We start from the raw sequence: 14,590 nt of genomic DNA, 5'->3' as shown, positions 1-14,590 counted from the left end.
CAATGACCGACACATACATCCAATGGGTGAGCAAGGGACTCGGCAAGGACATCGCGAAGAGGCTGGGGCTGCCCCAACCTGTGGTGCTCAGGCGCCACAAGCCGGGCCAGCCTCTCGTCGAGGGACCCGTCCTGGTCCAGGGTGCCGGCAGCGGGGCCGATGAGCTGGCCTCCACCCTCCTGTCCTGGCACCTCGACGTGCGCCGGCATGCGGTGCCGAAGGAGAAGCTCGGCGCCATCATCCTGGTGCTGGACGAGCTCACCACCCCGGAAGACCTCGAGAAACCGGTCCTCGCGGCTGCCGCCTCGCTGCGGGACCTGGCACGGAATGCCCGCGTCATCACCGTGTCCCGGGCCGCGGCGGCGGCCGCCGGACCGGCCGTTGCCGCGGCACGCCAGGGCGTCGACGGGCTGCTGCGTTCCCTGGCCAAGGAACTCCGTGCGGGCGCCACCGGCAACGGCATCGTGCTCGCCGACGGTGCCACCACCACCAGTCCGTCCACCCTGGGCGCCCTCCGGTTCTTCCTCTCCGGCCGCTCGGCGTTCGTTGACGGCCAGTTCCTGACTGTCACCGCGGATGCCGGCCGGTTGCCGGCCGACGCCGAGAAGCCGCTGGCGGGCAAGGTCGCCGTCGTGACCGGAGCCGCCCGCGGAATCGGTGCCGCGATTGCGCGCACCCTGTACCGCGACGGTGCGACGCTGATCGTCGTCGACATCCCCGCGGCCGGGGACCACCTCGCCACGGTGGCGAACGAGGTGCACGGCACCGCGCTGCAGCTGGACATCAGCCGCGAGGACGCCGGGCAGCGGATCATCGACCACGCAATCGAACGCCACGGCCGGCTCGACATCGTGATCCACAACGCCGGCATCACCCGGGACAAGCTGCTCGCCAACATGGACCGGGGCCGCTGGAACTCCGTGATCGCGGTCAACATTGCGGCGCAGCTGCGCATCAACGAGGCGCTGCTGGCCTCCGAGCACTTCCGCAGCTCCCCGCGGATCGTGTCTGTCGCCTCCACGAGCGGCATCGCGGGCAACCGCGGGCAGACCAACTACGCGGCCTCCAAGGGCGGCGTGATGGGCATGGTCCGGGCAACGGCACCGCTTATTGCCGCCCACGGAGGCTCCATTAACGCCGTCGCCCCTGGCTTCATCGAGACTGAGATGACGGCGAGGATCCCGTTCGCCACCCGCGAGGTGGCCCGCCGGCTCAACTCCCTGCAGCAGGGCGGCCGGCCAGGCGACGTCGCGGAGGCCATCGCGTTCCTGGCCAGCGACGCCGCCGGCGGAATCTCCGGCGAAGTGCTCCGCGTCTGCGGGCAGAACCTGGTGGGAGCGTGAGCCCTTCGCAGCCCCTCGTCCTGGCCGAGATGCCGTCCCTGTCCAAGCTGTACGTCAATGCGGCCGCCACGGCAGCCCGGCGCCGCGTCCTGGGCACCCACGCCGGGACCACGCTTCCGGCGGGAAGCCACGAGGTCCGCGGCGTGAAGGCGGGGGTCGGGAACCTCACCGCCTACCAGCACCTCGTCGGCGAAACCGCCAGCGATGTCCTGCCGGCAGGGTTCGTCCATGCGCTGGCGTTCCCACTGGCCATGAGCGTGATGAACCGCGATGACTTCCCGCTGCCCCTGCTCGGGATGATCCATCTGCAGAACCATGTGGTGCAGTCAGCGCCCATCCGCTTCACCGAGGCACTGGATATCCGGGCCTGGGCCGAGAACCTGCGCGGCCACCGCGCCGGCACCCAGCTGGACCTCGTCGCCGAGGCCCGCGGGGCGGGAGAGGCCACGGTCCGCTGGCGCGGCGTGTCCAGTTACCTGGCCAAGGGGGTGTTCCTGCCCGGAATCGACAAGACCACGGCCGCGCCGCCGCCGGACTTTTTGGCCCCCGATCCAACAGCGATCTGGCAGCTGGGGGTTGATTCGGGACGGGCCTACGCTGCTGTGTCGGGTGACTTCAACCCCATCCACCTGAGCGTCCTGTCGGCCAAGGCCCTCGGGATGCGCCGATCGATCGCGCACGGGATGTATCTGGCCTCGCGGGCGCTGGCCGACGTGGGCGCCGCCAAGGGTGAGGCGTTCAGCTGGGACGTGGCGTTCGACGCGCCGGTCTTCCTGCCGGCGCGGGTGTCCCTGGACATCAGCACCGTCCAGGACCCCCACGGCAGCTGGCAGTGCTCCGACTATGTCGCCTGGAATCCGCGGTCAGGGCGCAAGCACTTCAGCGGATCGGTTGCGGCGCTCTAGCGGCGCGGCGTTTTCCAGTCCGACGACGGCGGCCGCCCCTTCCCGGGGCGGCCGCCGTCGTGCTTCCCTTCCTATTCCCCGTCCTTGGTTTTGGCGTTCTTTACGACGCGCAGCATCCGGTGCAGGCTCAACAGGATCGATTCCACCGCGCTCGGCGCATCCGTGGCGGCCTCCTCCGCACCGATGCGCGCGGTAAGCTCCCTGACGCCGGCGTCGGCCGCCTCGACCAGCTCAAGCTGCCGCTCTTTGCCCTCTTCTTCAATGGAGCGCAACACGTTGCCCACGGCGGTCATCGCCTCAGCGAGCGGGGCAGCGTATTCGTCCGGCACCACGAAGGGCGTGTCGTCGGCCCAAATGACGTCCGAGAGCACCTGCGTCACGTCCTGGACATGGAACGTGATCCGTTCCAGGTCCCGGAGGTTGCGGTAGTCCTGTTCCACGTCCCGCGGGTGCAGCCGCCGGCGGGGATTGGCCCGCCGGCTGGCGTCCGCTTTTTCCACGGCGAGCCGGACGGAACGGGCCGAGGCCGCGAGCGAATCTGAGCGGCGCGACCAGTCCTCGTGCTCCGGCGGCCAGTTTTCCTGCAGGGCCTTGGCCATGTCTGTGAGCTGCTGCGAGAGGGCCAGGCGCAACTCCGCGATGCTGAGGGCCGCGGCCTTGAAATGGAGCGGTGGAAAGACCAGGAGGTTGACGAGGATCCCCACCGTCACTCCTGCGCCCATCTGGACCAGGTAGCCGAAGGAGAAACTGTCCGGATTGTTGCCGCCCACCAGCAGCACCAGCAGCGCCGCCGTCGGAATCCAGTCGCTGCCGGAGCCGATCCGGGGCAGCCCGGCAAGGATGACGCCCAGTCCCATGACGATGGCGACTGTCACCGGGCTCGGGTCCCCGATGCTGACGAGCATAAAAGCCAGCCCGATCCCTATCGCGAGGCCCACCAGTGTCTGCACGCCCTGGCGCATCGAGCCGGACACGTTCTCGTACATGGCCACGAGCGCGCCGAGCGGCGCGTAGTAGGGGTAGTCGGCCGCGGACCCTGGCATGTACGGGGCGATGAAGAAGGCGATGCCGGCGGCCAGTGCCGCCTTCATCGCCAGTTGCAGCCGTGTCCAGAGCAGTGCCGACGCCACGCTTCCGGTGACGGTCCGCCAGAGCCGCGGCAGGGCGGCGGGGAGCGGGGGGCTGGCTCTCTTGACGTTGCTCATCCGGCTTACCCTAAACCGGGAATGTTGGTGCAACAACTGGACGAATATTCAGCCGGCGGCGGCCTGCCGGACGGCGGCGGAAAGGCGCTGGGCGCGCCCGCGGGTCCGGCCCTCCTCGCTGCGCCGGGGAACGTATCCGAAGCCGAGCCCGTAGGCGGGGTCCGCGAAGCCGAGCGCTGCACTGGCCCCCTCATGGCCGAACGCGCGATGGCTGCCGAAGTTGCGGCCCGGCTGCGGTTTCATGAAAACGACGGCGAAGGCGTTGTCCTGGCCCGAGGCCCGGTCCAGGCCCCAGACCTGTTCTTCTGCCATGGCGTCGACGGTTCGAGGTCCCAGGAACGGCGCTGAGCCGTCGATCCCCGTCGTTGCGGCGGCATAGAGACTGGCCAGACCGTCAGCAGAGCCCACTCCGCCGGCACTGCTCATCCCGCCGGCCCGGATGACACGGTGGTTGGGCAGCTCCATGATGGTGCTCACCGGTGCGTTGCTGTTCATGCCGTCAAGGCCCTGCGGGTCAAGCCACGAGCGGTCGGGGCCGTCAGCGTGGAGCACGTCCCGGTAACGCGGTTCCTGGTCCTCGGGCAGCCCGAGGAAGAAATCGATGCCGAACGGCTGGCGGATGCGCGAGTCGTACAGCTCCTGCAGGGTCGCACCGGCCACCCTGCGGCACAGTTCCTCCATCAGGATTCCCATGGTCAGCGCGTGGTAGCCGAACGCCGTTCCCGGACGCCAGAGCGGCACGGCCGCGGCCAGCCTTCCTGCCGCCTCCGGCGTCGTGAATTCAGCAAGGGCGAACCCGCCCGCGACCCCGGGCACGCCCGCCTGGTGTGAGAGTGCCTGCCGGACGCTGATCCGGTCCTTGCCATGGGCGCCGAATTCCGGCCAGGAAGGAGTCGAACAGCGTCCGGACATCCGAGAATTCGGGCGTGGCAGACCCGCTCGAGAGCGACGTCGCCGAGGGCCCCACCGCTCAGACCGCCCCGTGTCCCGGGAGGACTTCTTCACCTGCGCGGACCGGTCCGGGCGGGGTGCCGTCGCCGAAGGGCCGGCCGCCGAGGGCCTCCCGGCCGTGTTCTGCGAGCCAGGGGGCCAGCTCCGGGCCCTTGGGAACGATTCCGGTGGGGTTGATGTCCTCGTGGACGAGGTAGTAGTGCTCCTTGATCTGCACGAAGTCGGTCGTGTCGCCGAAGCCCGGCGTCTGGAACAGGTCCCTTGCGTAGGCCCAGAGCACCGGCATTTCGCTGAGTTTCTGCCGGTTGCACTTGAAGTGCCCGTGGTAGACGGCGTCGAACCGGGCCAGGGTGGTGAAGAGGCGGACGTCGGCCTCGGTGATGGTGTCACCCACAAGGTAGCGCTGGCCGGCAAGCCGCTCCTCCAGCCAGTCCAGTGCCGTCCAGAGCCTGCCGTACGCAGCGTCATAGGCGGCCTGGGAGCCGGCGAAACCGCAACGGTAGACGCCGTTGTTGACCTCGGTGAAGATCCGCTTGTTGACGAGGTCAATCTCTTCCCGTAGCTGCTCCGGGTAGAGGTCCGGGGCACCCGGGCGGTGGTGGGCTGTCCACTCGGTGGAGAAGTCCAGGGTGATCTGCGGGAAGTTGTTCGTCACCACCTGGCCGGTGGGAACGTCGACGATCACGGGAACTGTGATGCCGCGTGGATAGCCGGGGAACCGGCGGAAGTAGGCGTCCTGGATGCGTTCTATGCCCAGCACGGGATCCTTGCCGCCGGGATCGAGGTCAAAAGTCCAGGAGCGCGCATCATGGGTGGGGCCGGGCTGGCCGAGGGAAATGACGTCCTCGAGGCCGAGCAGCCGCCGCACGATCACGGTCCGGTTGGCCCAGGGGCAGGCGCGGGCCGCGATCAGCCGGTAGCGGCCCGGTTCCACCGGCCACCCGGGTTCGCCGTTGCTGCCGGGGGTGGCGTCCCGCGTGATCCGGTCCTCGATGTAGTTGGTGTCCCGCGTGAACTCCTCGCCGCCGGTGACGTAGGCGCCCCTCGTGGTGAAAGCCGGGTCATCGGTGTGGGTCGTATTCATGGTCCCAGCCTATGCCGGGAAAATGCCCGGCGCCGGCACTGTGGCGAACACCTGCGCCATCGGCTGCCAGGCGAACCACCAGGCGGCCCCCACCACAGCGCCGAAGAGGACGATCCAGACGGCGGCGGGGACGCGCGTGGCCCGGTACAGCAGGAACGCGTCCGACGTCGGCAGCCGGTCACGGCGCCGCAGGTGCACGTTGGCGAGTTTTCCCAGATCACGGACGGCGGCGACCAGGAGCGCCAGTCCGAGCACGATCATGACGTGGCCGTTGAATTCCGGCGGAACAAACAGCACGAGCAGCGCGGCGGCCAGCACCGCCGCGGCAGTGATCAGCAGGCCCATCCCGTTGCGGATGAACAGGAAGGAGGCCAGCAGCACGAAGGTTCCCACCGACATCGCCGCCGGCCCCCAGCCGTTGAATCCGCTCCAGACCATCGCGGCGCCGACCACCGCAGGCACCGGGTAGCCCCAGAACGTGGACCAGACCGCTGCCAGCGGACGCCGGCTGTACGTAGTGGTGGTGCCGGAGTGGTCCAGGCCCAGCCGGATCCCGCCGAGGCGCTGGCCCGTGGTGACGGCGGCGAAGGCGTGGCCGAGTTCGTGGGTCACGGTGGCCATCAGCCCGAAGTACCGCCAGGTCACGCGGGGCAGGGAGAGCGCGACGGCGAGGAGGACCACCAGGGCGAGTTCGGTGCCCGTGACGTGCGGGACCGGGGCCTGGGTGAAGCCGGAGACGATCCGGTCCCACCAGGTTACTGCGGGGTTGTTCATGATTGGCTTCCTGAGGTGCCTGAGGTGCCTGAGCTGTGCCGGATGCAGAACGGCGTCGAGGGCCTGGCCTCCAGCCGGCCCTCGGCGATCTCCCCGCCGCACACCTGGCAGATGCCGTAGCTCCCGTCCCCGATGCGGCCCAGCGCCGCCTCGATCTGCGCCAGGGACGCCCTGCTGTGCTCCAGCAGCGCCGAGGCCTGCTGCAGCTCGAATGCGATCGTGGCACCCTCTGGATCGTGTTCGTCGTCGACGTTGGAGTCCTGGCGGGCGGCGTTCACGGACGTGATGTCCCGGCGGACGGCGGGCAGGAGGGCAAGCTTCCGGCGGCGCTCCTCGTGAAGGAGAATCCGGAACCGTTCGACGTCGACCATAGGCTCCAAGGCTAGCGCCGCGGGCCGGCCGCGCCTAAGGCGAGCCGACGCGGGACCGGCGGCCTTGCGTCTAGAGTTGCCCCATGGCGGACGGAACGTACCACGACAGCACCCACCAGGCGGACACCCTCCTGCACGAGCTCGCGGCGGCCCACGGCGTCGGGACCTCCTACTGGGGCTGGGACGGCACGCAGCGCTCCGTCCCGGAAAGCACCCTGCGCGGCGTCCTGGCTGCGCTGGGAGTCCCGGTGGAGGGCCCCGGGGAGCTGCAGCGTTCCCTGGACGAGACCAAGGTGGCGCCGTGGCGCCGCACCCTGCCCCCGGTAGTCGTCGGCCGGGAGGGCCAGGAGCACCTCGTCAACGTCCATGTGCCGCACGGCAGCCACGCCACTGTCCGGGTCATCGCCGAGGACGGCCGCCGGCACGAGGCGGAACAGCGCGAGAACTGGGACCCTCCCCTCGAGCTTGACGGCGTCCTCACCGGACGGGCGACCTTCGCCGTCCCGGACGATCTGCCCCTGGGCTGGCACACCCTGGTGGCGGAGACGGCCGGCGGGGTTGCCGAGTGCCCGCTGGTGGTCACGCCCCGGCGGCTGCAAACAACCGGGGCGCTCGCGGGCCGGCGGCACTGGGGACTGACCGCGCAGCTCTACTCCGTGCGCTCCCTCCGGTCCTGGGGAATCGGCGATTTCGCGGACCTCATGGACCTCGCCGCAATTTCCGGGCAGGCGGGGGCCGGCTTTGTCCTGGTCAACCCGTTGCACGCGGCCGAGCCCGGGCCCCCGGTGGAGGATTCCCCGTACCTGCCTTCCACCCGGCGTTTCTTCAACCCGCTCTACCTTAGGGTGGAGGAGATTCCCGAACACGGCTATCTGGACCCGGCGGAGCAAGCCCGGATCGCGCAGCTCGCCGGGCAGTTCGAGGACGCCAACCGTTCCGCGGACCACCTGGACCGCAACGCCAGTTTCGCCGCGAAGCTGGCCGCCCTGGAGCTCGTGTTCCGGGTCCGTCGGGGTCCGGCCCGCACGCAGCAGTTCGCGGACTTCTGTTCGGACCAGGGCCCGGGACTGGACGACTTCGCGCTCTGGTGTGCCCTGGCCGAGCAGCTGGCACCCGATGCCCCCGAATGGGCCGGCGCCGCCGCGGATCCCGGAACGCCGTACTGCGCCGAACAACGGGTCCGGCTCGCCGGCCGGATCGAGTTCCACCGCTGGCTGCAGTGGCTCTGTGACCAGCAGCTTGAGGCCGTCCAGCGGTCCGCTACGCAGGCTGGCATGGAGATCGGCGTCATCCACGACCTGGCGGTGGGCGTCAAGCGCGGCGGCTCCGATGCGTGGACCCTCGACGCTGTACTGGCCGGTGGTGTCACGGTCGGCGCCCCGCCGGACATGTTCAATCAGCAGGGCCAGGACTGGACCCAGCCGCCGTGGCACCCGGGACGGCTCGCGGAGTCCGGCTACACCGCCTACCGGGACATGCTCAGGACCGTGCTCCGGCATGCCGGCGGGATCCGCGTTGACCACATCCTGGGGCTGTTCCGCCTGTGGTGGATCCCGGCAGGGGCCGGACCGGGGGAGGGTACGTACGTCTATTACGACCATGAGGCGCTCATCGGAATCCTTGCCCTGGAGGCGCAACGCGCCGGGGCAGTCGTCATCGGGGAAGACCTGGGCGTGTTTGAGCCCTGGGTGCGTGACTATCTGGCCGAGCGCGGGATCTTCGGCACCTCGATCCTATGGTTCGAGCACGACGCCGGCGGCCCCCTTGCGCCGGAACGGTACCGCCAGCAATGCCTCACCAGCGTCAACACGCACGACCTGCCCCCGACGGCGGGTTACCTGGCCGGCGTACACGTCACCCTCCGTGAATCGCTGGGGCTCCTGCGGCGTCCGGTGGAAGAAGAACGCGCCGAGGCCGTCGCAGAACAGGAGGCGGTGCTCTCCCTCGTCCGGGAACGCGGCCTGCTCCCCGCTGACGTCTCCGCGGGCGCCGATGTCCAGCGCACGGTCGAGGCGCTGTACGCGTATACGGCTCTGACGCCGTCGTCGCTGCTGGGCGTGGCGCTGGTGGACGCCGTCGGCGAGACCCGGACCCAGAACCAGCCCGGGACCAGCACCCAATACCCGAACTGGTGCATACCGCTCGCCGGGCCGGGCGGGACTGTCCTCCTCGACAGCCTCGCCGAGGATCCCCGTTTCCGTTCGCTCCTCGACACCGTCGGGACGGCGCTGCACCCGGGGGAGTAACGGCAGCCGGACTGTCCGGGGCCAAGTTCGCAGGCTATGGCTGTGGCGGGCGCCTCCGGCTAGCATGTAGCGATGAGGCGATCCGTGAAACGCTCTCTTGCCGGATGTTTTGCGCTGAGCCTGCTCCTGGCCGGGTGCACATCTCCGCAGCCTGCCCCCACGCCGCCCCCCTCAAGCACCAGACCGTCCCCGACTGCCTCGGCGCCCTCAAGCGCCGGTCCCTCGAGCACCGGTCCCTCGAGCGCCCGTCCGTCCAGCTCCAGTCCCGCTCCGTCACCCACCGGGTCAACTCCGAGCAGCGGCGGGCTGGACCACGTGGTCATCATCCTCCTCGAGAACAAGCCCGTCTCGGAGATCCTGCAGTCCGCTGACGCGCCCTACCTCAACAAGCTGGCGAACGACTACGCGCTCGCCGCCAACTACCACGCCATCACGCATCCAAGCCTGCCGAACTACATCGCCCTGACCAGCGGCACGACGGCCGGCATTACAGACAACTGCCGCCCCAAGGACAAAGGCTGCAGGGCGGACGTTCGTAGCATCGCCGACTCCGTAGCGGAGTCAGGACGGAGCTGGAAGATGTATGCCGAGGGGATGCCCGGACCCTGCCAGGCGAACGACTCGGGAAAGTACGCCGTGAAACATAACCCGTTCATGTACTACCCCTCAGTGACCAGGGACCGGGCCTCGTGCGCAGCCCATGTGGTGCCCTTCAGCCAGCTGGACCAGGATCTGGGATCGGCCGCCAGCCTCCCGAACTACGTCTTCATCACCCCCGACATGTGCAGCGACACACACGACTGCCCCGTGCAGACCGGCGACGACTGGCTGGCGCGGGAGGCCGGCAAGATTCTCGACTCGCCGGCCTTCAGGACCCAGAACTCCCTCCTCGTAGTCACCTGGGACGAAGGCAGCAACGACAACAACCAGGTAGTCGCAGTCTTCGCCGGCCCCGCGGCCAAGCAGGGGTACACCTCCACCAACCGGTACACCCACTATTCCCTGCTGCACACCATCGAAGCCGCGTGGGGACTGCAGCCCCTCACGGGCAACGACAGGGATGCTCCGCTCATGAGTGACCTGCTGAAATAGTGTTTCTGCGTTGCGTGCACGTGGTACTTGACCGGCGGACCAGTAGTGGCTACTCGTTCCATCCAGGTGCCGTGCGGTTACTCTGATCGCCAAAAGCACCAGCAACAATCGTTGCGCAGGCATGTCCGATGCATAGCCGATGTTTACGGGGAGAAGACAGATGAAAAGTATCGTGCGGGTGGCTGGTGCCGGGCTGGCTCTGACAATGGGAATCACTGGAAGCGTCGTCGGCACCGCCGGCGCCGCCACGACCTACAGCTTTGCCGTCATCGGGGACACGCCCTACGGCAGCGCCCAATTGAGCCTCTTTCCGAAACGGATCGCGCAAATCAATGCGGATGCCAACGTGCGGATGGTCGGGCATCTCGGCGACATCGGCGCGGGAATCTGCTCCGACACCTACTACCAGAAGATCAAGGCGAACTTCGACAAGTTCGTCGACCCGCTGGTGTACACCCCGGGTGACAACGAGTGGGCGGACTGCCACCGGGCCAGCATCGGTAAGGCCAATCCGCTGGAGCGGCTCTCCGCCATCAGGTCGGTCTTCTTCCCGACCGCTGGCCGGACCCTGGGCCAGAACCCGATCTCCGTCACGGCCCAGTCCGGCTATAAGGAGAATGTGACCTTCGCCGCCGGCGGGCTGACCATCTCGTCCCTTCACATCGTCGGTTCGGAGAATGACCTCCGGCCGTGGAGCGGACTCGGCTTCACGAAGGCCACCGCGGAACAGGTGGCCGAGGAGAAGGCCCGGGTGAACGCCGCCGTCGCGCAGGTCCAAAGCGCCTTCGCCACCGCGAAGGCGAACAACAGCAGGGCTGTGGTCCTGATGACCCAGGCGGACATGTTCGCCCCAGGAACCCAGAACACCGGGTACCGCAACGCCTTCCAGAGCATCGTGCGGGCGATCGCCAGTGAAAGCAAGGCCTTCCAGAAGCCGGTCTTCCTGTTCAACGGCGACACCCACACCTACGCCAAGGACAAGCCGTTGACGAACTCGAAGTGGCTGTCCTTCTACGGTATTTCCGGCGCCGCGTCCAACCTCACCAGGGTCACTGTTGAGGGCGAGGCCTCCGTGAATGAGTACGTCAGGGTCAATGTCGTCTCCACCTCGGAGGTCCTGCAGATCCAGCGGGTGCTGTACAAGTAAAACGCCAGGTTCGGCGAAAGGCCCTGGAATCCCCGGATTCCAGGGCCTTTCGCCGCTGCTGTTGCCTGCCAGGGCGCTTACTTCGCGACGGGAGTTTCGGGGAAGTAGCTGTTGCACGCGGCGAGACCGTTGTCGTGGCCGTTGGTGAACGAGTTGGCCCGCTCCTGCAGGGCCGCAGGAGCCGGCGCAACCGGCGGCACCCCGGGTTCCGGCGTGTCGACGGCGATCGCGGCCAGGACGGCGTTGAGGTCACCGACGTCGCCAGGGTACTTCAGCTGGCCGGCCTTGGCCGCAAACCCGGCCCAGGCGCCGGCGATGCAATCCGCCTGGTTTTCCAGCAGGGTGTTCTGTTCTTCCGTTTCCGGGACTGGGACCCCCATCATGTTCTGGACGTGGTGTCCCCACTCATGGGCGTACCCGATGGCGGGAGCCGCGCCGCCGACGGTCTTGTACAGATTCCAGAGCTCGTCCTGACCGGCGTACATTGCCCGGTCTGCCGTGCAGTAGGAGTAGTCCTGGCTGCTGAACTGGTCCGGAGTGCCGTCGTCCTTGAGGCAGGCTATGGTGCCGGTCAATCCTGCTGCCACGTAGTTGAAGGCGGCCGGGCGGTCCGCTGCCCCGTACTGCTGGTCGAACATCGGCGCGACCACTGCGATCACGTGGGTCAGGTAGCTTTGCATTTCCTCATAGCTGTGGCAGCCTTTCGCGGAGTCAGGCAGGCAGTAGAGGCGGTCCGCGTTGGCGGCAAGCTCCCCGGCAGCCGCCGGGACCACGGCTACCAGTTGCGTCGGTGGCGGCAGGGGAGTGGGGCTGGCCGCTGTGGTCGTGGGGGCCGGCGAGGACTCCGCAGTGGCAGTTCCGGTGGTGCTTGCCGTGGCTCCTGCGCCCGGGGGTGTGCTGCCGGTGCTGCAGGAGGTCAACAGCACGGCGGCTGCGAGGACGGCAATCGGTACGGCTTGACGACTGTTCATGAGGCACTCCTTGGTCAACGATGAGACCAGGCCATGCCGTATCCGACGCGACTCGATTGAGTCATCCCCCCAGGGCTCAAGGATAGGAGCGCCGGCCCGCGGTGTCCACGGCTTGTGGCGCCGCCTTGTGGCGACGGCTCGCTGCAGGCGTCCCCCGGGCAACTGCCGGGGCTAGTAGCCTTCCGGAAACGTGTACGAGCCCGGCAGCGGATCAGGCGCCGGGCCGTGGAACACCACGATCTCGTCGCGGGCCTTCAGGACGATTGAGTTGAGGCTGCCGTCCCGCTTCTGCCCGTTCACGGCTGCGGACCAGCCCGTAATATCCGATTGCGGGGAGCCAGGGCTGGTACTCGTGCCGTTCAAGACGCCCCACTCCGTGAGGAACTGGCCAAGGGTGAAGGTATCGCCGGCTTTGGGCGCTTCGACGTGGATGATGCCGGAAGGGTCATGGCTGTGCAGGGCGGAGATGCCCACCGGCTTGTCGGCGGCGTCGACGGCGATGCCGATGTTGGCCGGAACGGTGATCGCCGTGCCGTCCGCGAAGACATCCAGGTGCGCGTGGAAGTGCTCGACGTGGCCCTCGGCGTCGAGCACTTCGAGCCCGGCGGCCGCGATGCGCCCTGCGCTTCCCGTCGGGCTCAGTTCCCAGCCGGTGGCGGGGGCGGACGTCGAAGGTGCTGAGCCTGGGGTGGCGGATTGGGGGGCTGCCGGTGTGCACGCCGCGACGGCCAGGACGATTCCGGCCAGGGACGCGGCAAGGACCAGGGGTTTCTTCACGGGCTGTCTCTCTCCGGGACTATCGCCGCAGTGCGGCGTTTGCACCGATCCTACCGGTGGCGGGCTGGACGGCAGGTTCGACGCCCGGTGTCAGGCGGAGCATCCTCGCTGCGTGCAAACACAAAAAACCCCCGGAATCCTTGGATTCCGGGGGTTTCCCTTGTGCGCGGAGGGGGACTTGAACCCCCACCCCCTTTCGAGGACTAGCACCTCAAGCTAGCGCGTCTGCCATTCCGCCACCCGCGCAGGTGGTAATCCGGTGGACCTTTTCGCCTTTCAGCGTTTCGGTTCTCTCCGAAGCAGCGAGAAAGACTCTAGCATGACTTTTCCGCAAACAAATAATCGGGGCTTGTGGGTAGGCTGAAGCCAGCAATTGAGCCGCCGCCACGAGGAGTGAACCATGACTGAAATACGCCCCGAGGACGAAGTCGTCAGCATCTGCCAGGATCTGATCCGGATCGACACTTCCAACTACGGTGACGGCAGCGGACCGGGGGAGCGGGCGGCGGCCGAATACACGGCCGGGCTCATGACCGAGGTCGGCCTGGACGCCGAGATCTTCGAGGCAGCCCCGGGCCGGGCCAGCGTCGTGACAAGGCTCGCCGGGCAGGACCAGTCCGCCAGTGCCCTCGTGGTCCACGGGCACCTGGACGTCGTCCCGGCCCTCCGTGAACAATGGTCGATGGACCCCTTCGGCGCCGAACTCAAGGACGGCATGATCTGGGGCCGCGGTGCGGTGGACATGAAGGACATGGACGCCATGATCCTCGCCGTGCTGCGCAACTTCGCCCGCACGGGCCGCAAACCCAAGCGGGACCTGATCTTCGCGTTTTTCGCCGACGAGGAAGCCGGCGGCACCTATGGCGCCCGCTACGCGGTCGAAAAGCGGCCCGAACTCTTTGACGGCGCCACCGAGGCGATCTCCGAGGTTGGCGGCTTCTCCGCCACCATCGGCGGCCAGCGCACCTACCTGCTCCAGACCGCCGAGAAGGGCATCTCCTGGCTCCGCCTCGTCGCCCACGGCCGCGCAGGCCACGGCTCCCAGATCAACACGGACAACGCCGTCACGCGGCTTGCCAGTGCAGTGTCCCGGATCGGGGAATACCGGTGGCCCATCGAGCTCACGCCCACCACCCGGCAGTTCCTCGACGGCGTGACGGAACTCACGGGCGTCGAATTCGATCCGGACGATCCCGAGAAGATCCTGAAGAAACTCGGCACGGTGGCCCGCTTCGTCGGAGCGACCCTGCAGAACACCGCCAACCCCACCCTGCTCAAGGGCGGCTACAAGCACAACGTCATCCCCGAATCGGCCGAGGCCCTCATCGACTGCCGGACGCTTCCCGGCCAGGAGGAGCACGTCCTGGAGGTCGTCCGGGAACTCGCCGGCACGGGCGTGGACGTCAGCTACGTCCACAACGACGTCTCCCTGGAAGTTCCATTCGCCGGCAACCTCGTGGACTCCATGATCGACGCGCTCCACTCCGAGGACCCGGGCGCCAAGGTCCTGCCGTACACGCTCTCCGGCGGCACGGACAACAAGTCCCTGAGCCGGCTCGGCATCACCGGTTACGGCTTCGCCCCGCTCCAGCTTCCGGACGAACTGGACTTCACCGGCATGTTCCACGGCGTGGATGAACGCGTCCCGGCCGAATCCCTGAAATTCGGCGCGCGGGTGCTGGACACCCTGCTCACCAACTACTGAGGCCGCCATGACAACGCCA

13 protein-coding genes and 1 tRNA gene are annotated in these 14,590 nt (G+C 68.2%); 6 read left to right on the top strand and 8 right to left on the bottom strand.

Annotated elements, in window-relative coordinates; all coding sequences use genetic code 11:
• Positions 1-2: 2 nt before the first annotated feature.
• Both BJG92_RS12080 and BJG92_RS12075 read left to right on the top strand, forming a co-directional pair.
• The gene (locus BJG92_RS12080; RefSeq protein ID WP_232084250.1) at positions 3-1,343 is read left to right on the top strand and encodes a 3-oxoacyl-ACP reductase; all 1,341 of its coding nucleotides are present in this window, start codon (positions 3-5) and stop codon (positions 1,341-1,343) included.
• Positions 1,344-1,372: 29 nt separating this feature from the next.
• Positions 1,373-2,248: a MaoC/PaaZ C-terminal domain-containing protein gene (locus BJG92_RS12075; RefSeq protein WP_269461962.1), complete on the top strand. Its 876-nt coding sequence runs from the start codon at positions 1,373-1,375 to the stop codon at positions 2,246-2,248.
• A 71-nt stretch (positions 2,249-2,319) separates the two neighbouring features.
• On the opposite strand, the gene BJG92_RS12070 is transcribed toward BJG92_RS12075, so the two are convergent.
• The 5 genes from BJG92_RS12070 to BJG92_RS12050 form a co-directional block, all read right to left on the bottom strand.
• Positions 2,320-3,339: an aromatic acid exporter family protein gene (locus tag BJG92_RS12070; RefSeq protein ID WP_374199792.1), complete on the bottom strand. Its 1,020-nt coding sequence runs from the start codon at positions 3,337-3,339 to the stop codon at positions 2,320-2,322.
• A 162-nt stretch (positions 3,340-3,501) separates the two neighbouring features.
• On the bottom strand, positions 3,502-4,365 hold the full coding sequence (locus BJG92_RS12065) for a serine hydrolase domain-containing protein (protein WP_232084247.1): 864 nt from the start codon (positions 4,363-4,365) through the stop codon (positions 3,502-3,504).
• Positions 4,366-4,423: 58 nt separating this feature from the next.
• Positions 4,424-5,488 carry a glutathione S-transferase family protein gene (locus tag BJG92_RS12060; protein WP_232084246.1) on the bottom strand — a complete coding sequence of 355 codons (1,065 nt, stop codon included), beginning with the start codon at positions 5,486-5,488 and terminating at the stop codon, positions 4,424-4,426.
• A 9-nt stretch (positions 5,489-5,497) separates the two neighbouring features.
• Entirely contained in the window at positions 5,498-6,262 is a 765-nt protein-coding gene (locus BJG92_RS12055) for a M50 family metallopeptidase (protein ID WP_232084245.1), read from the bottom strand.
• Positions 6,259-6,633, bottom strand: a complete 375-nt coding sequence (locus BJG92_RS12050) for a TraR/DksA C4-type zinc finger protein (protein ID WP_232084244.1) — start codon at positions 6,631-6,633, stop codon at positions 6,259-6,261. The genes BJG92_RS12055 and BJG92_RS12050 overlap by 4 nt, the downstream gene beginning before the upstream one ends.
• 83 nt (positions 6,634-6,716) lie before the next feature.
• On the opposite strand from BJG92_RS12050, the gene malQ reads away from it, so the two are divergent.
• From malQ to BJG92_RS12035, 3 genes are all read left to right on the top strand, one after another.
• Entirely contained in the window at positions 6,717-8,879 is a 2,163-nt protein-coding gene (gene malQ / locus BJG92_RS12045; RefSeq protein ID WP_232084243.1) for a 4-alpha-glucanotransferase, read from the top strand.
• Between the two features lie 315 nt (positions 8,880-9,194).
• Complete coding sequence (locus BJG92_RS12040) at positions 9,195-9,971, top strand: alkaline phosphatase family protein (protein ID WP_232084242.1); 777 nt, start codon at positions 9,195-9,197, stop codon at positions 9,969-9,971.
• Between the two features lie 205 nt (positions 9,972-10,176).
• On the top strand, positions 10,177-11,118 hold the full coding sequence (locus tag BJG92_RS12035) for a hypothetical protein (protein WP_232084241.1): 942 nt from the start codon (positions 10,177-10,179) through the stop codon (positions 11,116-11,118).
• A gap of 77 nt (positions 11,119-11,195) precedes the next feature.
• Here BJG92_RS12035 and BJG92_RS12030 read toward each other — a convergent pair whose 3' ends face one another.
• The 3 genes from BJG92_RS12030 to BJG92_RS12020 form a co-directional block, all read right to left on the bottom strand.
• Entirely contained in the window at positions 11,196-12,089 is an 894-nt protein-coding gene (locus tag BJG92_RS12030) for a neutral zinc metallopeptidase (RefSeq protein WP_232084240.1), read from the bottom strand.
• Positions 12,090-12,260: 171 nt separating this feature from the next.
• Complete coding sequence (locus BJG92_RS12025; protein WP_232084239.1) at positions 12,261-12,866, bottom strand: hypothetical protein; 606 nt, start codon at positions 12,864-12,866, stop codon at positions 12,261-12,263.
• Positions 12,867-13,029: 163 nt separating this feature from the next.
• A tRNA-Leu gene (locus BJG92_RS12020) sits at positions 13,030-13,112 on the bottom strand.
• A gap of 154 nt (positions 13,113-13,266) precedes the next feature.
• Between BJG92_RS12020 and BJG92_RS12015 the strand changes: the two genes are divergently transcribed.
• Positions 13,267-14,571 (top strand): M20/M25/M40 family metallo-hydrolase, encoded by a 1,305-nt coding sequence (locus BJG92_RS12015; protein ID WP_232084238.1) that lies wholly within the window; start codon positions 13,267-13,269, stop codon positions 14,569-14,571.
• Positions 14,572-14,590: the final 19 nt, after the last annotated feature.

Source organism: Arthrobacter sp. SO5, from assembly GCF_020532805.1.
In the GTDB taxonomy this organism is placed as follows: domain Bacteria; phylum Actinomycetota; class Actinomycetes; order Actinomycetales; family Micrococcaceae; genus Arthrobacter.
The sequence above is the reverse complement of the archived record's forward strand: the minus strand, read 5'-3'. Positions and strand labels throughout refer to the sequence as shown.